At 32.8% G+C, this 21,231-nt stretch carries 19 protein-coding genes and 1 pseudogene; 11 read left to right on the forward strand and 9 right to left on the reverse strand.

The features are described 5' to 3' along the window. Positions 1-115: 115 nt before the first annotated feature. Entirely contained in the window at positions 116-1,165 is a 1,050-nt protein-coding gene (locus FNL83_RS09165) for a glycerophosphodiester phosphodiesterase (protein ID WP_001831987.1), read from the forward strand. A 191-nt stretch (positions 1,166-1,356) separates the two neighbouring features. Here the strand turns inward: FNL83_RS09165 and FNL83_RS09170 are convergent, their stop codons facing one another. The 6 genes and pseudogenes from FNL83_RS09170 to FNL83_RS09195 all read right to left on the reverse strand — a co-directional run bounded on the left by FNL83_RS09170 (position 1,357) and on the right by FNL83_RS09195 (position 7,826). Beyond that, entirely contained in the window at positions 1,357-2,601 is a 1,245-nt protein-coding gene (locus FNL83_RS09170; protein ID WP_001831995.1) for a Glu/Leu/Phe/Val family dehydrogenase, read from the reverse strand. Between the two features lie 108 nt (positions 2,602-2,709). Continuing rightward, positions 2,710-3,900: an ornithine--oxo-acid transaminase gene (locus FNL83_RS09175; RefSeq protein WP_002439062.1), complete on the reverse strand. Its 1,191-nt coding sequence runs from the start codon at positions 3,898-3,900 to the stop codon at positions 2,710-2,712. 221 nt (positions 3,901-4,121) lie between these two features. Beyond that, positions 4,122-4,811: pseudogene (locus FNL83_RS12440) on the reverse strand (transposase). Between the two features lie 296 nt (positions 4,812-5,107). Next, positions 5,108-6,235: an NADH-dependent flavin oxidoreductase gene (locus FNL83_RS09185; RefSeq protein WP_002439060.1), complete on the reverse strand. Its 1,128-nt coding sequence runs from the start codon at positions 6,233-6,235 to the stop codon at positions 5,108-5,110. A gap of 320 nt (positions 6,236-6,555) precedes the next feature. Continuing rightward, positions 6,556-6,936, reverse strand: coding sequence for a S1 domain-containing post-transcriptional regulator Ygs (gene ygs / locus FNL83_RS09190; protein WP_001831918.1), 381 nt, complete (start codon positions 6,934-6,936; stop codon positions 6,556-6,558). 296 nt (positions 6,937-7,232) lie between these two features. Next, a complete protein-coding gene (locus FNL83_RS09195; RefSeq protein WP_001831922.1) occupies positions 7,233-7,826 on the reverse strand; it encodes a peptidylprolyl isomerase in 594 nt (197 codons plus the stop codon). Positions 7,827-7,891: 65 nt separating this feature from the next. On the opposite strand from FNL83_RS09195, the gene FNL83_RS09200 reads away from it, so the two are divergent. From FNL83_RS09200 to FNL83_RS09240, 9 genes are all read left to right on the forward strand, one after another. After that, positions 7,892-8,272: a kinase-associated lipoprotein B gene (locus FNL83_RS09200; RefSeq protein WP_054828594.1), complete on the forward strand. Its 381-nt coding sequence runs from the start codon at positions 7,892-7,894 to the stop codon at positions 8,270-8,272. A 193-nt stretch (positions 8,273-8,465) separates the two neighbouring features. After that, on the forward strand, positions 8,466-10,871 hold the full coding sequence (locus FNL83_RS09205) for a Na+/H+ antiporter subunit A (protein ID WP_001832516.1): 2,406 nt from the start codon (positions 8,466-8,468) through the stop codon (positions 10,869-10,871). Beyond that, complete coding sequence (mnhB1, locus tag FNL83_RS09210; RefSeq protein WP_001831999.1) at positions 10,864-11,292, forward strand: Na+/H+ antiporter Mnh1 subunit B; 429 nt, start codon at positions 10,864-10,866, stop codon at positions 11,290-11,292. The genes FNL83_RS09205 and mnhB1 overlap by 8 nt, the downstream gene beginning before the upstream one ends. Continuing rightward, positions 11,292-11,639 (forward strand): Na+/H+ antiporter Mnh1 subunit C, encoded by a 348-nt coding sequence (mnhC1, locus tag FNL83_RS09215; RefSeq protein ID WP_001831949.1) that lies wholly within the window; start codon positions 11,292-11,294, stop codon positions 11,637-11,639. The genes mnhB1 and mnhC1 overlap by 1 nt, the downstream gene beginning before the upstream one ends. Beyond that, positions 11,626-13,122: a Na+/H+ antiporter Mnh1 subunit D gene (gene mnhD1 / locus FNL83_RS09220; RefSeq protein WP_002456947.1), complete on the forward strand. Its 1,497-nt coding sequence runs from the start codon at positions 11,626-11,628 to the stop codon at positions 13,120-13,122. The genes mnhC1 and mnhD1 overlap by 14 nt, the downstream gene beginning before the upstream one ends. A gap of 1 nt (position 13,123) precedes the next feature. After that, positions 13,124-13,603, forward strand: coding sequence for a Na+/H+ antiporter subunit E (locus FNL83_RS09225; RefSeq protein ID WP_001831972.1), 480 nt, complete (start codon positions 13,124-13,126; stop codon positions 13,601-13,603). Continuing rightward, positions 13,603-13,896: a Na+/H+ antiporter Mnh1 subunit F gene (mnhF1, locus tag FNL83_RS09230; protein ID WP_001831940.1), complete on the forward strand. Its 294-nt coding sequence runs from the start codon at positions 13,603-13,605 to the stop codon at positions 13,894-13,896. Before FNL83_RS09225 ends, mnhF1 begins: the two co-directional genes overlap by 1 nt. Beyond that, on the forward strand, positions 13,874-14,230 hold the full coding sequence (gene mnhG1 / locus FNL83_RS09235; RefSeq protein ID WP_001831900.1) for a Na+/H+ antiporter Mnh1 subunit G: 357 nt from the start codon (positions 13,874-13,876) through the stop codon (positions 14,228-14,230). The genes mnhF1 and mnhG1 overlap by 23 nt, the downstream gene beginning before the upstream one ends. A 304-nt stretch (positions 14,231-14,534) precedes the next feature. Further along, positions 14,535-15,689 (forward strand): NAD(P)-binding domain-containing protein, encoded by a 1,155-nt coding sequence (locus tag FNL83_RS09240; RefSeq protein ID WP_002489867.1) that lies wholly within the window; start codon positions 14,535-14,537, stop codon positions 15,687-15,689. Positions 15,690-15,747: 58 nt separating this feature from the next. On the opposite strand, the gene FNL83_RS09245 is transcribed toward FNL83_RS09240, so the two are convergent. The 3 genes from FNL83_RS09245 to FNL83_RS09255 form a co-directional block, all read right to left on the reverse strand. Continuing rightward, entirely contained in the window at positions 15,748-16,122 is a 375-nt protein-coding gene (locus FNL83_RS09245) for a hotdog fold thioesterase (RefSeq protein ID WP_001831899.1), read from the reverse strand. 22 nt (positions 16,123-16,144) lie between these two features. Continuing rightward, positions 16,145-17,461, reverse strand: a complete 1,317-nt coding sequence (locus FNL83_RS09250) for a Na+/H+ antiporter family protein (protein WP_001831915.1) — start codon at positions 17,459-17,461, stop codon at positions 16,145-16,147. Between the two features lie 185 nt (positions 17,462-17,646). Beyond that, positions 17,647-19,128, reverse strand: a complete 1,482-nt coding sequence (locus tag FNL83_RS09255) for a M17 family metallopeptidase (protein ID WP_002439046.1) — start codon at positions 19,126-19,128, stop codon at positions 17,647-17,649. A gap of 427 nt (positions 19,129-19,555) precedes the next feature. Here FNL83_RS09255 and FNL83_RS09260 point away from each other — a divergent pair, with 427 nt between their 5' ends. Then, positions 19,556-21,229 carry an IS1182-like element ISSep1 family transposase gene (locus FNL83_RS09260; RefSeq protein ID WP_142191180.1) on the forward strand — a complete coding sequence of 558 codons (1,674 nt, stop codon included), beginning with the start codon at positions 19,556-19,558 and terminating at the stop codon, positions 21,227-21,229. The last annotated feature ends 2 nt before the right edge of the window (positions 21,230-21,231 follow it).

Here is a 21,231-nt window from a genome sequence, read left to right on the forward strand (position 1 = left end):
ATTTAATTTTGTATTAAGTTATCAAAGTTTATATAAAAAAAATGTAAAATTTCCTTTCATCCTTTCAAATTGATGTACGTTTAAGTAGACATACTATTTTTGAAAGGATGTTTTTATGTTTAAATCTAAGAAAATAATCATTTCAACTTTATCTACCGTTACACTGGGTTTAGCTAGTTTAAGTTCCCCTTCGATAGCTGAAACTTCGAACCACTCTCCAGCACCAAACCAATCAGAGAAATCGATACAACAACAAACAAATATTCCATCTAATATGAATCAATCATCAGCTAAAACATTTAAACGACAAGCTGAATCAGACTCAGTAAGTGGTAAAACAAACGATACTCATAATCATTGGACTAAAAATTTAACTGGAGAGAAATTTACAACCATTGCACATCGTGGCGCAAGTGGTTACGCCCCAGAACATACTTTTGAAGCATATGATAAAAGTCATAATGAATTAGGAGCATCTTATATAGAAATCGATTTACAACGTACTAAAGATGGTCACTTGGTTGCTATGCATGACGAAAAGGTCAATCGTACAACTAATGGCCATGGACGTGTCGACCAACTTACTTTAAAAGAGTTAAAACAACTTGATGCAGGAAGCTGGTTTAATCGAAAGCACCCTGAATATGCCAAAAATAAATATAAAAATGCTAAAGTTCCTACTTTAGACGAAATTTTAAATCGCTATGGCAAAAATGCAAACTATTATATTGAAACTAAATCGCCAGATGTTTATCCTGGCATGGAAAAACAATTATTAGATACATTAGATAAACATGACTTGTTAACACAAAAATCACTTAAACATGGACATGTGATGATTCAATCATTTTCAGGGCGTAGTTTAGAAAAGGTACATCACATGAACGCCAATATACCACTTATTAGACTAATGAATAAATTTGAACTTAAAAAAGCTACTAATCAAGATTTAAAAAATATTAAATCTTATGCCACTGGAGTAGGTCCTGAATACACAGATTTAAATATTAAGAACACAAGACATTTAAAAAATTTAGGATTTTTAGTTCATCCTTATACAGTTGATGATGAAAATCAAATGAGAAACTTAAATCAATATGGTGTTGATGGTGTATTCACTAATTTTGCTGATAGATATAAAAAAGTTTCAGAAACACAACAATAAAATATTAGCGTTGAGTTGAACTGACTTCATATTGATTTTATAGTCGCATTTTACTTACAAACATTTGAGAAAGTATTACTTTTAACATTAACTCACAATTAATAAAATTATCAATTGCATAAACATGATAGAAACCCTAAGACTATCATCTGATGTCTTAGGGTTTCTATCATATACTTATAATATTTTTCTTATGCCCAACCTCTATATCTTGCTGCTTCAGCAGTACGTTTAATACCTACTATATATGCTGCTAATCTCATATCAATTTTTCTATTTTGTGACAATTCATAAATCGTATCAAATGCTGTTACTAACTTCTCACGTAGTTTGTCATTGACTTCTTCTTCAGTCCAATAATAACCTTGATTATTTTGTACCCACTCGAAATAAGATACAGTCACACCTCCTGCACTTGCAAGTACATCCGGCACTAGTAATATATCTCTTTCTGTTAAAATACGTGTTGCTTCAGGCGTCGTAGGGCCATTAGCAGCTTCAACAACAATGCTTGCTTTAATATCGTGCGCATTATCTTCAGTGATTTGATTGGAAATTGCAGCAGGAACAAGGATGTCACAATCCAATTCGAATAATTCTTTGTTAGAAATTGTATCTTCGAATAGATTTGTAACTGTACCGAAGCTATCACGTCGATCTAATAAATAATCTATATCAAGTCCATTAGGGTCATGTAAGGCTCCATATGCATCACTTATACCAACTACTTTAGCACCTAAATCGTATAAGAATTTAGCTAAGAAACTACCTGCATTGCCGAAACCTTGAATCACAATTTTGGCATCTTTAATATCCATGCCACGACGTTTTGCCGCTTGTTCAATTGCAATGACTACACCTAAAGCTGTAGAGCGATCACGTCCTTGAGATCCACCTAATACAATAGGTTTGCCTGTTATAAAACCTGGCGAATTAAATTTATCTAATGCACTATACTCATCCATCATCCAAGCCATAATTTGAGAGTTTGTAAAAACGTCTGGTGCTGGAATATCTTTGTTAGGTCCAACAAATTGAGATATAGCTCTTACATACCCTCGAGATAGACGCTCAACTTCGTGTATACTCATTTGACGTGGATCACAAACAATACCGCCTTTACCCCCACCATAAGGTAAATTAACAATGCCACATTTTAAAGTCATCCACATTGATAATGCCTTCACTTCTTCTTCATCAACTTCTGGATGGAAACGAACGCCACCTTTAGTAGGGCCAACTGCATCATTATGTTGTGCACGGTATCCAGTAAATGTTTTAACTGTCCCATCGTCCATTCGTACTGGAATGCGCACTTGTAAAAATCTAATTGGTTCTTTTATAAGGTCATACATACCATCATCAAAGCCCAACTTGTGTAATGCTTCTTTAATAATCCCTTGAGTGGAAGTTACTAAATTATTATTCTCAGTCATGATCCTATTCGCCTCTTTTTACTAAATGATTTCGCTTTCATTCGTAATTGTAACACAATTGAAAGCATTTTAAAGATTTTCTAAATTAATTGTTACAACTATTTGAACCTATGCAAATACACTCTTAATCTTCTCTAAAGCCATGTCTAACTCTTCTTTCGTTATCACTAATGGAGGTGCAAATCTAATAACGGTGTCGTGAGTTTCTTTACATAATAATCCTTGTTCTTTCAAAGCTTCACAATATGGTCTGGCACTTTCATGTAATTCAATACCGATAAATAATCCTCGTCCCCTAACTTCTTTAATAGATGGATGCTCAATTTTTTTCAATTCAGACTTAAAATATTCTCCTAATTCTAATGAACGACCAGGTAAATCCTCGTCAATAATGACATCTATAGCTGCAATAGAAACTGCACACGCTAGTGGATTTCCACCAAATGTAGAACCATGTGAGCCAGGAGTAAATACATCTAATACCTCATTATCTGCAAGAACTACCGAGATAGGAAATACCCCTCCACCTAACGCTTTTCCTAAAATATAAACATCCGGTTTTACATAATCCCAATCCGTTGCAAATAATTTTCCTGAACGTCCTAATCCTGCTTGAATTTCATCAGCAATAAATAAAATTTGATGTTCATCACATAATTCTCTAATTGTTTTCAAATATCCTTCTGGTGGTACGTTAATCCCTGCTTCTCCCTGTATAGGTTCTACTAAAATTGCTGCTGTATTTTTATTAATTGCTGCTTTTAATTGATTAAAGTCACCAAACTCAACTTTTCGAAAGCCATCTAACAATGGACCATAGCCTCGTTGATACTCAGCTTCTGAAGACAATGATACTGGTGCCATCGTACGTCCATGGAAATTACCATTAAAAGCGATAATTTCAGCTTTGTTCGGCTCAATACCCTTAACATCATAAGCCCAACGACGAGCAGCTTTTAAAGCTGTTTCAACCGCTTCTGCTCCCGTATTCATAGGCAATGCTTTGTCTTTACCTGCGAGTTTACATATTTTCTCATACCATTGACCCAAATTATCACTATGAAAAGCACGTGATACTAAAGTGACTTTATCTGCTTGATCTTTCAATGCTTGAATAATTCTTGGGTGTCGATGACCTTGATTCACTGCCGAGTAGGCCGAAAGCATATCCATATACGTGTTACCTTCCGGATCTTTCACCCATACACCCTCTGCTTCAGAAATAACAATTGGAAGTGGAACGTAGTTATGCGCCCCATAGTGATTTGTTAAGTTAATAATTTTTTCAGATTGAGTCATAAAATCTCCCCTTCGTTTTCGAATAAAAACTTATTAACAATATCATAACTGATTTCTATCGACTCTCAAACTTATTTTTTAATATAACAATAAAATGAATCAATATCGTCATAATCGAAAAATTGAATTGTATGAAACAGACTAAATCTTGATGCAAAACATATATGTAAGCCCTTACATTTATAATGACATAACGACTCTATCATTGACAAGTTATATCGCTAATAAACAATTAATTTCAATAAAATAAAAAGAGTCCGGAACATAAAGTTCCAGGATAAGTAAATAAAGACAATTTCTATTGAAATAATATAAAAATTGTCTTTTTTATGATTTTTTTATAATTTTCAGCTCGTTGAGCTGGTACTTTTCTTATATTAAGTGTCATTAGCACAAGTCCTAGTTCTCTTTTGTCTTTATTTATCCCTCGAACGGACTTTCGAGTGAAACTCAAAATAGGCTTCATAATTCCAAAAACAGACTCCACATCAATTTTTCTTTGACTGTAGATGGTTTTTGCTTTTCGTTCTGAAAGCTTTTGATTAATTTGGACATTGAAATATTCCCAACTATAATTCTTCATTATTTTTTTATTTGTTTTTGAATCGATTAATCGTTTTATAAGAAGGCTTTTGATTTTATGATAGCCACATCATTCGGATATTATCATTAAGTAATTTTTCTATCTTACGTCCTGAAAACACAGATTGTGTGTAGGCATATAAAACTACTTTTAACATCATTTTTGGATGATATGATGTTGCACCTCGATGATGTCTGAATTCATCGAATTCAGTCTCGGGAATTGTTTCTATAATATCATTTACATGTCGTGAAATATCATTTGTGGGGATAAGAACTGAAGTTTCCATTGGTAGAGTAAGTTGAGTCATGTTATAGTCTTTATACATAAGGCACCTCGTTAATTTTGTTTATTGGTATTTATTAAATTATACGAAAGACCTTATTTTTTTAAGTATTTCATTGTGAAATTACATATAAACACAAAGTATTTTGGCGAGACTCTTGAGGGAGCAGGACAAGTTGAAGACTACAGGCTGAAGCTGTCCCTAAGAAAGCGAGCCAACAATACGAGGTATTGTAAATAAAGAAGCCAGTAAATGAATTTATGAAAACTCATTTACTGGCTATTTTGCTAGGAATTATGTCTCAGCCTCGAATAGATACATTCAGATATACCATTCAATTATTTGTCTTTTCGAGGTAATGGATAGAATCCTTGATTAAACTGTTCCCAAAGATTTGGTGTTAGATAATGTTGGTCTTCACGATTAGGATCAAAAGCATTTATAATTTCGTCTTCTCGACCTTCTTTTATTTTAGCAACAAAATCATAATCAAGTAGAATTTCACGACCTAATGCAACAAATTCAACTCCAATGTTTTCAACAGCATTTAGTGCATCTTCAGCTGTAAAGACAGAACCTATACCAATAAGCGGCATACGTCCATTTATCCATTGATGAATAAGTTCCAAGCGATTTTCACCTTTATATTTACCTTCTCGCGTAACTGAGTTAACATCCATTAATGACACATGAATATAATCAAGTGGTTTATTTGCGATTTGGTGAATTAATTCTTCAGTTATCTCCATTGAAATACCTGGTGATTCCGCTTCTTCAGGTGACAATCTGTAACCAATAATAAAATCATCATTTGCATGAGCTTTTTTAGCTTTAACAACTTCATCTATAACAGCAACAGGGAATTTATAGTTATCAGCCCAAACATCATTTCTTCTATTATAGTAAGGAGAAACAAATTGGTGAATAAGATAATGGTTTGCGCCATGAATTTCAACGCCATCAAAACCTGCTTCAATTGCTCTTCTAGTTGCTTCACCAAAGTCTCTAATAGTTTGTTCAATTTCTTCAGCAGTCATCTCACGAGCATCATGTTCTTTTTGCTGACCAAAACTTTTAAGAGAAATGGCACTTGGTGCAACAACATCTCCATCAGGTGTTAACTCTGGTAAAGCTTGAGCACCTCCATGATGAATTTGGACTATTGCTTTCGCACCATTTTTCTTCATAACTTGAGCAAGTTCTTTTAACCCTTCGATATCTGAGTCATGTGCAACAGAAGGTTGACCAGGAAATGCTTTGCCTACATCATTAACATTACTTGCTGCATTAATTGCAATCCCAACATCTTTAGAACGTTTCTCAATGTAAGGTAATTCTATATCTGAAATTGTTCCATCATCATTTGATGAAGTATGTGTAAGAGGAGCTAAAACAAAACGATTTCTTACTTCAACACCATTAGGTAGTGTTAAAGATTTAAATAAAGGTTCATATTTATTATTCATATTTTTAATACTCTCCTTGTTTAATGATGTTATGACTATAGCATGCTAGTTACATACTATTCTAATTATTTGCTTACAAATTATTTATTCTCCAATTATAAAAATGCTAAGCATAGTTAATTACATTCAACAAATAAATAATAACTATCTAAAATTTTTTATTTTCCCTTATTGAGATCATTGTTTATCCAAAATAATTATTAACTTTAATTAATAAAAAAAGACAATCCTAACAACACATTGTTGTTTAAAGATTGTCGTTATCATGTGATTGATTGCATATATCACAACATCACATGTTGGCACGAATTGACAGTCGTTTAGTCATTGTGAATTGCACGTTTTGACTGTTTGATCCAGACCGGTAAGCGTTCTTTAAGTGTTTGAAACCCATACTTTTCTGTTTCTCTAATTTCATCTAAGACAGACTGTTTTTCTTTTTTACGCTCATAATTTTTAAAGTAATCATTATCTTTTAAGGACAAATTTAATTTACCTTCATCATCAATTGATAATATTTTTGCTTTAACAACCTGTCCTTCAGATAGAAATTTCTTTAAATTATGGACATAATCATCCATAATTTCTGAGATATGGATAAGCCCTTCAGTATGGTCAGGGGTCTCAACAAATGCGCCATACGGTTGAATACCAGTCACACGTACCTTGATATGTTGACCTACTTTGTAGTGATGATTCAACTTGATAACCCCTTATTTCGATTTTCTTAACACTCATATCATAGCATAAATCAAATATCTCGACTAACTATAACCATAATAAAATTCATTAAATTTTAAAAACTGGTTCCTTATTGTATTGTTTTGCAAATGAATCTATAAACTATTGGATTAAAATTATCATTATATTAAAATACCTGAGACACAATTTTCCTCAGGTTATAAATTGTTGATTTGATTTTATCTCTGAAAATAAATACTGACTTCATACACTTTATACAATACAACAAAACTTATAGTTGCAATTAAAGATTAAATTATTCTTCTACATCTATCGATTCAATGACTACATCATAAACAGGTTTGTCTTGAGCACCAACTTTAGTATTTGCAATATCTTCTAAAGTTGATTCACCCTCAATAAGTTGACCAAATACTGTATGTTTTTGATCTAACCAAGGCGTACCACCTTTTTCACCGTATGCTTCTACAATAGGTTGAGGCCATCCACCATCTGCTAATTGACTTAACATATTTTCAGGCACTTCCTTCATTTGGACAATAAAGAATTGAGATCCATTTGTATTAGGACCTGCATTAGCCATTGATAATGCACCGTAAAGGTTAAAAGCTTCTAGAGAAAATTCATCTTCAAAAGCACTACCATAAATACTTTCTCCGCCCATACCAGTTGCAGTTGGGTCCCCACCTTGTACCATAAAATCATTGATAACACGGTGGAACGTTACACCATCGTAGTATCCATTTTTTGAATGTGTCACAAAGTTTTCAACTGTCTTTGGAGCAATGTCGGGAAATAATTTAAATGTCATGTCACCTTTATTTGTATGCATAACTACTTTAATTTCGTTATCTTGAATCTCTTTATTTAACTGAGGATAGTTCGTCATTTCAATTCTCCATTCGTGTTATGATATAAACATATATTAACATATATGAAAGGAAGTAATATAGGATGTTATATCGATTTTCTCACAAGACTGGTGTTTATGGTGTAAGTGTCAAAGAGGAAACTGGAAATCAAATACTCGTACAAATTGAACAAGTAATTAAACATCCCAAACAAGGTGATTTACACCATCCCAATGAAACAGAAGGCGTCTTTTTTCATGAACGTAAAGCTTTAAGCCATTTTGAGAAACGTTACGCTACACCTTCTCAACTTCGTGAGTTTAATGTCGAGGCCATGCCTTATGAAGACTCATTTCAACATGCTATTACACATCTTGAGAATCAACTAAAAAAAGAGAAGACAGAGTATTCTCGAATGTCTTTAAATAATTTAAATCGTTTAAAAGAAGATTACGCTATTCAATATAAAAGACACTTCGACTAATCCATATTAAATTTTTAGTAATAAAGCGAAATAATTATTCATATAGTTAAAATTTTCGAACAAATTTTGACGTGTTTCTTCTTATTTAAAAGAGTCTTTAAATCAAGAGTTTCAAGCAGTTACATGGTTTTTCAGAAGAAGCGCAATGATGTATAATATGTGTCGTAAATAAATTTTAAAGGAGGAAAACATAGTGAGTTTGTTACATATTGCGGTACTATTACCGTTAATATTTGCACTCATTATTCCATTCCTATACCGGTTCGTTAAACGTATACATTTAGGATGGTTTGTATTACCTGTTCCTATTGTCTTATTTATATATTTCATATCATTGATTTCAATGACGATGTCAGGTAATAACGTAATGAAAAACTTAAATTGGATGCCACATATTGGAATGAATTTTAATTTATATGTGGATGGTCTCGGATTATTATTCAGTTTGCTTATCACTGGCATAGGAAGTCTAGTGGTTTTATATTCTATCGGATATTTAAGCAAATCAGAACAACTCGGGAATTTTTACTGTTATTTATTACTATTTATGGGTGCAATGTTAGGAGTTGTACTCTCTGATAATTTTATTATTTTATATTTATTTTGGGAGTTAACTTCTTTCTCTAGCTTTTTATTAATCTCTTTCTGGAGAGAGAAAAAAGCTTCAATTTATGGTGCTCAAAAATCTTTAATCATTACCGTATTAGGTGGCTTGAGCATGCTAGGTGGTATCATTTTACTTTCCCTAGCTACTGATACTTTTAGTATTCAGGCTATGATTTCAAAAGCAAGTGACATTCAAAATAGTCCTTTCTTTATCTTAGTAATGATACTTTTTATGATTGGTGCATTTACAAAATCTGCACAAGTGCCTTTTTATATTTGGTTACCAGATGCTATGGAGGCGCCTACGCCAGTGAGTGCATACCTTCATTCTGCAACGATGGTAAAAGCAGGACTATATCTAATCGCAAGAATCACACCTATTTTTGCAATATCCGAAGGTTGGGTATGGACAATTACACTTGTTGGTTTAATCACCCTATTTTGGGCATCACTCAATGCAACAAAACAACATGACTTAAAAGGTATTTTAGCTTTCTCAACTGTGTCTCAACTAGGGATGATTATGTCTATGCTTGGTATTGGTGCTGTAAGTTATCATTATCAAGGCGCTAATAGTCAACTTTATGTTGCTGGATTTGTTGCTGCCATATTTCATTTAATTAATCATGCCACGTTTAAAGGTGCACTATTTATGATTACAGGTGGTATTGATCATTCAACTGGTACACGTGATGTTAAAAAGTTGGGCGGTTTACTTACAATCATGCCTATCTCATTCACGCTTACAGTTATTACAACATTAAGTATGGCTGGTGTGCCGCCTTTTAACGGCTTTTTATCAAAAGAGAAATTCTTAGAGTCAATGATTAATGTTACACATTTAAATTTAATGAGTTTAAATACTTTAGGTATTCTTTTACCAATCATTGCCATTATTGGTAGTATTTTCACATTTGTATATTCAATTAAATTTATATTGCATATATTCTTTGGTTCTTATAAACCTGAAGCTCTGCCAAAACAAGCGCATGAATCTTCAATTTTAATGCTTATTTCACCTATCATTTTAACATCACTAGTTATAGTATTCGGTTTATTCCCAAGTATATTAACGCAATCTATTATAGAGCCGGCATCTGTAGCAGTTAGTCAAACATCAAATATAACTGCTGAGTTCCATTTATTCCATGGTATAACTCCAGCATTCCTATCAACAATAGGTATTTATATTATTGGTATTTTATTATTAATTTCATTTAGTTATTGGGTTCGTTTATTACAAGCACATCCATATCAGTTAACGTTGAATCATTGGTATGACACTTCAGGCCAACGTATTCCAGGATATTCCGAAAATATAACAAATAGTTATGTTACAGGTTTTTCTAGAAATAATTTGGTGATTATCTTAGGTATTCTCATTGCTTTAACTTTTGTTACAGTCATCAGTGTACCCTTCAGTATTGACTTTAAAAACGTGAGTCATTTACGCGTATTTGAAGGTGCAACAGTATTGTTTTTACTGATTGCTTCAACTTTCATTATATTTGCAAAATCACGTTTGTTTAGCATTATCATGTTAAGCGCTGTGGGTTACGCTATATCAGTATTATTTATTTTCTTTAAAGCGCCCGACTTAGCATTAACACAATTTGTAGTGGAATCTATTTCTACAGCATTATTCTTACTATGCTTTTATCACCTACCTAATTTAAATCGCTACAATGAAAAACCAACCTTTAAACTGACAAATGCTGTGATTTCAATTGGAGTGGGATTATCAGTGATTATTTTAGGATTAATTGGCTATGGTAATAGACACTTTGACTCTATTACTAAATTCTATCAAGAACATGTTTTTGATTTAGCACATGGTAAAAATATGGTAAATGTCATCCTCGTAGATTTCCGTGGTATGGATACTTTATTCGAGTCATCTGTACTAGGTATTGCAGGTTTAGGCGTATATACAATGATTAAATTACGATTAAAACAGAAAAATCAATCAAGTGAGGTGAATGACCATGAATAGACAACAAAATAACCTTATCTTTCAATACGCTGCCGTGATTATTTTCTTCATGGTCATTGTGTTTGGCTTTTCATTATTTTTAGCTGGACATTATACACCTGGTGGCGGTTTCGTTGGTGGTTTGCTTTTCGCTAGTGCATTATTAGTTATTACAATTGCATATGATGTAAAAACGATGCGAAAGATTTTTCCTTTAGATTTTAAAATCTTAATTGGTATTGGTTTATTATTTTGCGTGGGTACACCATTAACAAGTTGGTTCATGTCTAAAAACTTTTTTACACATGTCACTTTTGACATCCCTTTGCCTTTACTTGAACCTATGCACATGACGACAGCGATGTTTTTTGATTTCGGTGTTTTATGTGCAGTTGTAGGAACTATTATGACTATAATTATTTCGATTGGAGAGAACGAATAGTGGAAATTATCATGATCTTTGTTAGTGGTATTCTCACATCTATAAGTGTCTATCTCGTTTTGTCTAAAAGTTTGATACGTATCATTATGGGGACTACACTACTAACTCATGCTGCAAATTTATTTTTAATTACTATGGGAGGTTTAAAGCACGGAACTGTTCCAATATTTGAAAAAGGAACATCAAGCTATGTTGACCCTATCCCCCAAGCATTGATTTTAACAGCTATCGTTATCGCCTTTGCTACAACAGCTTTCTTTTTAGTTCTTGCATTTAGAACATATAAAGAACTAGGCACTGATAACGTTGAGCTAATGAAAGGAGCGCCAGAAGATGATAGAGAGTAACTTGCTTGTTTTAACTTTAGTCATACCTATCCTAACTGCAATTTTACTCATATTTATTGGAAAGCGCCCAATAATAAAAAGATATGTTGCACTTGTCGGTACATTGCTAACATTGGTCGTTGCATTGATTAACTTAAAGAATGTGCTACGAGATGGACCAATCAAGGTTGAACTGGGCTCTTGGAAAGCCCCATACAGCATTGTATTTGTAGTCGATATTTTTAGCGCTCTACTCATCATCACAAGTATTATTATTACCATATTAGTCATTTTATACTCATATCGTTCTATCGGTTTAGATAGAGAACGTCATTATTATTATTTCTCTATCATGTTTATGTTGATTGGTATTATTGGCTCATTTACAACAGGAGATATTTTCAACTTGTTTGTGTTCTTTGAAGTCTTTTTAATGTCTTCATATTGTTTACTCGTTATTGGTACTACTAAAATACAATTACAAGAAACAATTAAGTATATTTTAGTCAATGTTGTTTCATCATCTTTCTTTGTCATGGGTGTTGCAGTTTTATATTCAGTAGTAGGAACTTTAAATCTCGCTCATATTAGTGAAAGATTGTCACAACTTTCTGTACATGACAGCGGTTTAGTCAATATTGTTTTTATTTTATTTATCTTTGTCTTTGCCACTAAAGCAGGCGTTTTTCCTATGTACGTATGGCTACCTGGTGCTTATTATGCCCCTCCAGTAGCGATCATCACGTTCTTTGGCGCACTATTGACTAAAGTGGGTGTATACGCAATTGCGAGAACTCTAAGTTTATTCTTTAATAACACAGTAAGCTTTTCTCATTATGTCATCCTTTTCTTAGCATTACTTACAATTATTTTTGGATGTATAGGTGCGATAGCTTACTATGATACGAAGAAAATCATCCTTTACAATATTATGATTGCAGTAGGTGTCATATTAGTTGGTATTGCTATGATGAACGAATCAGGCATGACTGGTGCAATATATTACACACTACATGATATGTTAGTTAAAGCTTCATTGTTCTTACTCATTGGCGTCATGTACAAAATCACTAAAACGACTGACTTACGTCATTTTGGTGGCTTGATAAAAGGGTATCCTATTCTAGGTTGGACATTCTTTATTGCAGCGCTAAGCTTAGCGGGTATACCACCTTTTAGTGGTTTCTATGGTAAATTCTATATTGTTCGAGCGACCTTTGAAAAAGGATTTTATCTAAGTGGTATCATTGTACTTTTATCAAGTTTAATCGTGTTATATTCAGTCATACGTATTTTCTTAAAAGGATTTTTCGGTGAAGTTGAAGGATATACTTTACCCAAAAAGGTAAATGTTAAATATCTAACAACTATCGCCGTTGCATCTACAGTGATTACTGTAATCTTTGGATTATCTGCAGACGCGTTATTCCCAATCATCAAAGATGGCGCTGAAACGTTTGTCGATCCAAGTCAATATATTCATAGTGTGTTAGGAGGTAAATAGTTTGGCTATACAGTTTGTAATTAATTTACTTGTTTCTGTCATATGGTTACTTGTAACAAATAGCTATACCTTAAATAACTTTGTATTAGGTTTTATACTAGGTTTGTTTCTAGTTTATCTCCTGCACCGTGTCTTGCCTGGTCAGTTTTATTTAGTGAGAATATATAGAATTATAATGCTTATCATTACATTTTTAACTGAGTTAATAAAAGCAAACTTTGGTGTACTAAAAATTATTCTCAAACCACGAATTGAGAATAAACCCGGATTCTTTGTGTACGAGACGGAATTAGAACGTGACTGGCAACTTGTTTTACTTTCCAACTTGATTACGTTAACACCTGGCACAGTCGTTTTAGGTATTAGTGATGACCGTAAAAAGATTTATATCCACTCAATTGATTTCAGTACAAAGGAAGAAGAGATTCAAAATATCAAATCTTCATTAGAGAAGGTCGTTAGAAAGGTAGGCGAGAAATAATGCCTTTTAAAATATTTATTATTACAGCCTTAATTATTGTTGTCTTATCAATGTTAGCAATGTTAATACGTGTTATTTTAGGACCCTCTCTAGCAGACCGTGTCGTCGCACTTGATGCAATTGGTTTACAGTTAATGGCCGTGATAGCGCTATTTAGTATTTTACTGAATATTAAATATATGCTCGTCGTTATTTTAATGGTCGGTATTCTTGCTTTTCTAGGAACTGCAGTCTTTTCTAAATTTATGGATGAAGGTAAGGTGATCAAGCATGATAGCAACGATCGTCACTAGTGTCTCTATCATATTTGTTGTTCTTGGAGCTTTGATTAGTGCCTTTGCTGCAACGGGTCTCATTCGATTAAGGGATGTTTACTCAAGAGCACATGCAGCTGGTAAAGCAGCCACGTTGGGTGCGATGTTTTTACTATTTGGAGCATTTTTATACTTTATTGGCACTGAAGGATATGTAAATATGCAATTAATTATCGGAATTATTTTCGTATTTATTACTGGCCCTCTTTCAAGTCATTTAATCATGAAAGCTGCCTACAACATTAAAACACCATATACCAAAGATACTAAAATTGATGAAATTAAAGAGGATATGAAGCATACAAAGCTATAATTCATACTTTAAGAGTTTTATACCAAAATTAAATTCAATAATTTACTAATTTTTTAAAATCGATAATATGATTAATACCTGGGACATGAACTAATGTTCCAGGTATTTTATTTTATTGTAACCTACTACTGAGTTGAAACCTTAATATGCCTTAAATTTCTTAATTTTCCTTCCCGTTACATCAAATTTAGCATTAAAATTGTTTTGCTCCTCTTTAAATAAAAATGACACTTTGTAACTCTTTGCGAATTGTGGTATTATTTAAATCGTAATAATTACGTTTTAAAAGCAGAGGGGCGATTCAATGCACTGGACAATTATTGGTGGTGGCTTACAAGGAACCACCATTGCACTTAAATTAAAAAATGAAGGACTAAAAAATGAGGCGCTTACTATCATAGATCCTTACTCCTCATTATGTGAGCGATTTAATATTTATACACAACGTATTAGTATGCCATACTTAAGATCGCCTTTCGTTCATCATATTCATCCTAAACCTTTTCATCTCAAACAATATGCTAGATATCATCAGTATACTTCAGCTTATTACGGCCCGTATAAACGTCCTCAAAGAGATATGTTTATGCATCATGTTCATGATTTGATACATCAATTTAAACTTAATGATTGTCATATACAAGGTAAAGTCGAAGCTATTAATAAATCAAGAGGTAAATGGTGTATAAAACTATCAACTGGCGATAAAATGATTACCGATTGTGTTGTGATAGCAAATGGCTATACGCAAACGCCATTCATACCTGAAATTTTCAGAAATAAAGCGAATGTAAAACACATATTCGCTGATAATTATCATGCCTCTTTAGATAAAGATACTCAACATGTTGTTGGTTCAGGTATATCTGCTGCCCACCTCACTTTAAAATTATTAAATGAACACAATCACCAACTTGTTCATTTATGGATGAATAAAGATATTGAGATACATGATTTTGATGCTGACCCTGGTTGGTTAGGACCTAAGAAATTGAACTATCTTGCATCTATATCCTCATCAGATGCAAGAATGAAGTTAATTGAAGACGAACGTCATAGTGGTTCAATGCCTATGGAATTATTTTTAAGGTTAAAGAAATATGTGCAAAGTGGTCGACTCGTCATACATACGAGTCAAATTGATGATGTAACTGAATCCTATATTATCTCCGCTGGAAAATATTTTGAATATAAGCATATTTTGTTAGCTACTGGATTTTATAATCAATTGTTAACACAACCACTCATAAAAAATCTTATTCAAAACGAACAAGCACCACTTAATCAATCAGGTTATCCCTCTTTGTCAAACGAACTAAAATGGTTAAATCAATTATTCGTAGCTGGTGGACTCGCAGATTTAGAACTAGGTCCTTTTGCAAGAAATATAATGGGCGGTAAAGAAAGCGCTGAACGCATAAGTAAAGCATATAAACGTTTAAATAAGAAAATCTCTTAAACAAACACCCCGATAAGATTGTGAATTCTACACAATCTTATCGGGGTGTTCTGTTACATTATTGAATAGGTTTAATAGCAATCGTCCCACGCATGACACTGATTAATTGGTCATGGTCATCTTTGATATCAATATTCCAAACTTGTGTTGTTTTTCCTTGATGTATTAAAGAAGCAAATGCTCTCACATGTCCTTGTCGAGTTGAGCGAATATGATTTGCATTCATTTCTAAACCTAGTGGAATGAATTGCTGCGTATCAATCAAATGAGCAGCACCTATCGAACATGCTGTTTCACCTAAAGCTAAACTTGCACCACCATGTAAATAGCCAAAGGGTTGCTTTACTTTATCTGTCACAGGCATAGACACTACTACTTTACCATCTTCTTTTTGTTCAATCTTCATTTCAAATGTTTCTAAAAGATTGGTCATAGTTCACACCTCATTTCAGTAGTTATAGTACCATAGCTGCTATCGTACCAAAAATCATAAGGGGAACATTATAAAACAAGAAATTCGGGATGCATGTATCACGAATATGATCATGTTGTCCATCAATATTCAAACCGGCTGTCGGTCCAAGAGTAGAATCACTTGCTGGAGAACCTGAATCACCTAAAGCACTTGCTGTACCAATTAAAGCAATGAGAGCCATTGTGTCTAAACCAATTGATGCTCCAAAAGGAATAAATAATGAAGCGATAATAGGTATAGTCGCAAAAGAGGAACCAATACCTAATGTTACAATAAGTCCAATGAGGTACATGACGATAATACTAATCAATTTATGATCTCCAGTTAATCCTGTTAAACTCTTGACCAAGCTATCTATATCACCTGTTGCATTCATCACGCCAGCAAACCCGTTAGCTGTTAGTATCACTACACCAATATAAGCCATTAATTTGACTCCATCTACAAACTGTTCATCGAGTTCATACCAACGATATGCTCTTGAAACAAAGAAAATAAGTACCCCAGCTAACGCACCAAAAATCATAGAATCTGTAAATGTCTGTACTAAAAACGTAGCTAGTATGGCAATGACAGTAACAATTAGCACATAAGGTTTGAGTTCAGTAATTTTTTCTCGATCATTTACATTACGTTGTTCATAAACGCGTGGCTTTCTATAAACAATAAATCCAAGTATGAGACCCACAACATATCCCATTGAAGGTATTAACATTGATTTCCATATCATATTCATCTCAATTGGATGGTTTGCTTTTTGAAAACCACTTTGAATGATTTGATGGAAAATTTGACCGAAACCATAAGGTAATAGCACGTATGGAAAACACAAACCAAATCCTATTACTAATGCAATAAGTCTGCGATCAATTCTTAAATCGTTAAACAAACTCACAAGTGGAGGTATTACAATTGGAATAAAGGCAATATGTACAGGAATTAAGTTTTGACTCATGATACTCATTGCTAACAATGCAATGATAATAATTATTTTAACCTTAACTCGGGAAAGTCTACTATTCTCAGCATGAATACTTGCAATAATTTTACCGACTAGATAATCAGTTATACCACTATAGGAAATCAAGGCAGCAAAACCACCAAGTAACGCATAACTTAATGCGACTTCTGCGCCATCTACTATATTTTTTCCAAAAACATTAATTACTTTTTCTAAATTCATACCTGATATTAATCCACCGACAAGTGCACTAATAAATAAGCTAATGACCACATTTAATCGACATAAACATAGTATAATCATTAATATGACTGCGATTACAACAGCATTTATCATTCTGCCCCACCCTTTATCACTCTATCGAACTAAAGTATTTATAAAATACATACTAGCAAGACATATATTTAATGTCAATGTTAAAAAAGACTCAACTATTATATACATTTAGTTATATTTAGTTGCTTATTTTCAATAACTGAAATATAACACTTAAAAATGTAATAAGTTGAGTCTGTATAACTTTATTTATATTTTTGTTGTAACCACTCTACAACTGTAGGTATCATGTAACCTGTCGGACCCTTTGGCCCTTTATATGTAGCACTTTTAGTTGTTGCAGGGCCCGCGATATCAAAGTGAATGTGTGGGATGTCACCACTAAAATGCGAAATAAATGCTGCTGCAAACAATGCTTTTCCTTGACCGTTCGTATGATTGACTAAATCTGCTACATCTGATTGTTTAATTAAATGTCTTTCAGTCTCTGTAATAGGTAATTCGAATACTTTTTCGTCTACATGACGTGCAACTGTTAATAAGTTTTTAAGTTCATTTTCAGCATGAGATTGGAAAGCAGCCGCCTTGTCATCACCTAAAGCTACAATCGCTGCACCCGTTAATGTAGCAAAATCAAGAATTAGTTGTGGTTTAAATTGTGTTGCATAGAATACTGCGTCACCTAAAACCATTCTACCTTCAGCATCACTATTCAACATTTCTACTGTTTCCCCATTAAGCGCAGTAAATACATCATCTGGTTTCATGGAAGATTCACCAATCATATTTTCAGCTGAAGCGATTATTCCTACAATATTTACAGGTAGGTTTTGCTTAGAGATCACATCAATCATACCAATAACATTGGCCGCACCGCACATATCATATTTCATAGTTTGCATACCTATCTTAGACTTAATACTATATCCACCGGAATCATATGTAATACCCTTACCCACTAATGAAATAGGTGGTTCATCAGCTTCTGCACCATAGTATGATACCGTAATTAATCTCGGACCATGATTAGAACCTTTACCTACTGCATGTATTAATCCAAATCCTTCATCTATAATTTGTCGGTGATCTTTGATATCTACACTAACGGAACTCCCTTCGAAATGTTTTTTTATTTCTTCGGCAAAATATTGGGGTGTTAAAATATTCGGAGGCATTTGACTTAGTTCACGAGCATAATTTATAGATTCACCCAATTGTTGGCCTTCGTTAATCTTCGTTTCTATATTATGCTCTGTCGTTTGTATATAGACTCTACCTTGATATGGAGGCTTTTTATCCGATTTATAATGGTCAAATTCAAAGATAGATTGTGCACTTTGTAAACCTAAAGTTTGACAAATTTCAACAATGTTACCATGTTTAGATTTGAAAGTATCTAACAATAATTCACAATCCGTGACATGAACGTCTTTTAAATATTGAAACAACTGACCCCAAACTTTTAATAAACGTTGATATGATAAGATTTTTAAGTTTCCTAGTCCTACAGTTAATAATCTTTTAGGCTTTTCATCAATGTAGATAAGCGTTGATGATATTTTGCCGATTGAGCTATTGATGACATGATATTGTTTTAATGTTTCTAATCGTTCTTTAATTAACGTCTTATGATATTTTATCTCACCTAATTGGTTGAGGTGATCTGGCACACCCACCACAATCGTTTCAATTGATGTTGGCGTATCTTGATTAATAAAAAATTGCATATAGATCCTCCGTTCCTCATTCTGTATAACAATAATTATAAGTTATGAACACCCCAATATTAAACAAAACCACTTTTTACTCTAACTCTAAATAAAAACCACTTTTGTTTAATTAAGTGTGAAATTCTTCTTCATCATATTTTTCTGATAAAAAATAGAGCCTGGGACATAATTCCTATCAAAATAGACAGTAAATGAGTTTTCATAAATTCATTTACTGGCTTCTTTATTTACAATACTTCGTATTGTTGGCTCGCTTTCTTAGGGGACAGCTTCAGCCTGTAGTCTTCAGCTTGTCCTGTTCCCTCAAGAGTCTCGCCAAAATACTTTGTATTCATATGTAATTTTACATTAAAATACTTTAAAAAAATAAGGCCCTTTCGTATAATTTAATAAACATCACTAAACTAAATTAACGAGGTGCCTTATGTATAAAGATTATAACATGACTCAACTTACTCTACCAATGGAAACTTCAGTTCTTATCCCCACAAATGATATTTCACGACATGTAAATGATATTGTAGAAACAATTCCCGAGACTGAATTCGATGAATTCAGACATCATCGAGGTGCAACATCATACCATCCAAAAATGATGTTAAAAGTAGTTTTATATGCCTACACCCAATCTGTGTTTTCAGGACGTAAGATAGAAAAATTACTCAATGATAGTATCCGAATGATGTGGCTATCACAAAATCAAAAGCCTTCTTATAAAACGATTAATCGATTTAGAGTAAATCCCAAAGTAGACGCTTTATTAGAATCATTATTTATTCAATTTCATAGTCAGTGTTTGAAACAAAATCTTATTGATGATCAGGCCATTTTTATTGATGGTACGAAAGTTGAGGCAAATGCCAATCGATATACATTTGTATGGAAAAAGAGTATTCAAAACCATGAGTCAAGAATGAATGAAAACTCTAAAGCACTCTATCATGAATTGGTGATAAATAAAATCATACCTGAGATTAAAAAAGATCATGATAATGACTTAACAAAAGAAGAAATAGATTTGATTGGTAGTCATTTAGATAAAGAAATCGAAGATTTAAACCAACATATCGATAATGAAAAATGTACTAAAATAAGAAAACAAATACGGCTCAAAAGAACTAAAATTAAAAAATACAAAAAGCAAATTAATGATTACTCTCAGCGAAAGCATAAATACGAAGTCCAAAAATCTATTTTAAAGGATAGAAATAGTTATTCTAAAACAGATCACGATGCCACATTTATGAGAATGAAAGAAGATCATATGAAAAATGGACAACTTAAACCGGGGTATAATTTACAAATAGCGACAAATTCTCAATTTGTTTTATTTTATGATGTGTATCAAAATCCGACTGATACAAGAACAATGATACCTTTTTTAAATACAATACAAGAGACCTACGGTCATTTACCTGAATATATTGTAGCTGACGCAGGTTATGGTAGCGAAGCCAATTATATGGCAATTATAGATAATTTTAATCGAACGCCACTCATAACTTATGGAATGTTTATAAAAGATAAAACTAAAAAATATAAAAGTGACATCTTTAATACTCAAAATTGGGATTATGACGAAATTAACGATGAATTCATTTGTCCGAATAATAAAAGACTAGGATTTAAAAGATATGCCTATCGTCATGATAAATATGGTTTTAAACGAGACTTTAAATTATATGAATGTGATGATTGTTCAGAATGCCCTCTGAAACAACAATGTATGAACTTCAATTCAAAAACAAATAAAAAAATAATGAAAAATTATAATTGGGAATATTTTAAAGCCCAAATTAATAAAAAGCTTTCAGAACCAAAAACAAAAACCATCTACAGTCAAAGAAAAATTGATGTGGAGCCTGTTTTTGGATTTATGAAGGCTATTTTGGGTTTCACTAGAATGTCCGTTCGAGGGATAGATAAAGCCAAAAGAGAATTAGGATTTGTGCTAATGGCACTTAATATAAGAAAAGTAACAGCTCAACGAGCTGAAAATAATCAAAAAAATAATAAAAAAGACAATTTCTATATTATTTCAATAGAAATTGTCTTTTTTTACTTATCCTGGGACTTTATGTCCCACACTCATTATTAAAA

The sequence above is a fragment of the Staphylococcus epidermidis genome (assembly GCF_006742205.1).
Taxonomy (GTDB): domain Bacteria; phylum Bacillota; class Bacilli; order Staphylococcales; family Staphylococcaceae; genus Staphylococcus; species Staphylococcus epidermidis.

Bases quoted from the DNA above. Each gene is read 5' to 3' on its own strand.
- FNL83_RS09170 (WP_001831995.1), bottom strand. From the start codon at position 2,601: ATGACTGAGAATAATAATTTAGTAACTTCCACTCAAGGGATTATTAAA.
- FNL83_RS09250 (WP_001831915.1), bottom strand. From the start codon at position 17,461: ATGATAAATGCTGTTGTAATCGCAGTCATATTAATGATTATACTATGT.
- mnhG1 (WP_001831900.1), top strand. From the start codon at position 13,874: ATGATAGCAACGATCGTCACTAGTGTCTCTATCATATTTGTTGTTCTT.
- mnhF1 (WP_001831940.1), top strand. From the start codon at position 13,603: ATGCCTTTTAAAATATTTATTATTACAGCCTTAATTATTGTTGTCTTA.
- FNL83_RS09185 (WP_002439060.1), bottom strand. From the start codon at position 6,235: ATGAATAATAAATATGAACCTTTATTTAAATCTTTAACACTACCTAAT.
- FNL83_RS09175 (WP_002439062.1), bottom strand. From the start codon at position 3,900: ATGACTCAATCTGAAAAAATTATTAACTTAACAAATCACTATGGGGCG.
- mnhD1 (WP_002456947.1), top strand. From the start codon at position 11,626: ATGATAGAGAGTAACTTGCTTGTTTTAACTTTAGTCATACCTATCCTA.
- FNL83_RS09260 (WP_142191180.1), top strand. From the start codon at position 19,556: ATGTATAAAGATTATAACATGACTCAACTTACTCTACCAATGGAAACT.
- mnhB1 (WP_001831999.1), top strand. From the start codon at position 10,864: ATGAATAGACAACAAAATAACCTTATCTTTCAATACGCTGCCGTGATT.
- FNL83_RS09240 (WP_002489867.1), top strand. From the start codon at position 14,535: ATGCACTGGACAATTATTGGTGGTGGCTTACAAGGAACCACCATTGCA.
- FNL83_RS09165 (WP_001831987.1), top strand. From the start codon at position 116: ATGTTTAAATCTAAGAAAATAATCATTTCAACTTTATCTACCGTTACA.
- FNL83_RS09245 (WP_001831899.1), bottom strand. From the start codon at position 16,122: ATGACCAATCTTTTAGAAACATTTGAAATGAAGATTGAACAAAAAGAA.
- FNL83_RS09255 (WP_002439046.1), bottom strand. From the start codon at position 19,128: ATGCAATTTTTTATTAATCAAGATACGCCAACATCAATTGAAACGATT.
- FNL83_RS09200 (WP_054828594.1), top strand. From the start codon at position 7,892: ATGTTATATCGATTTTCTCACAAGACTGGTGTTTATGGTGTAAGTGTC.
- FNL83_RS09195 (WP_001831922.1), bottom strand. From the start codon at position 7,826: ATGACGAACTATCCTCAGTTAAATAAAGAGATTCAAGATAACGAAATT.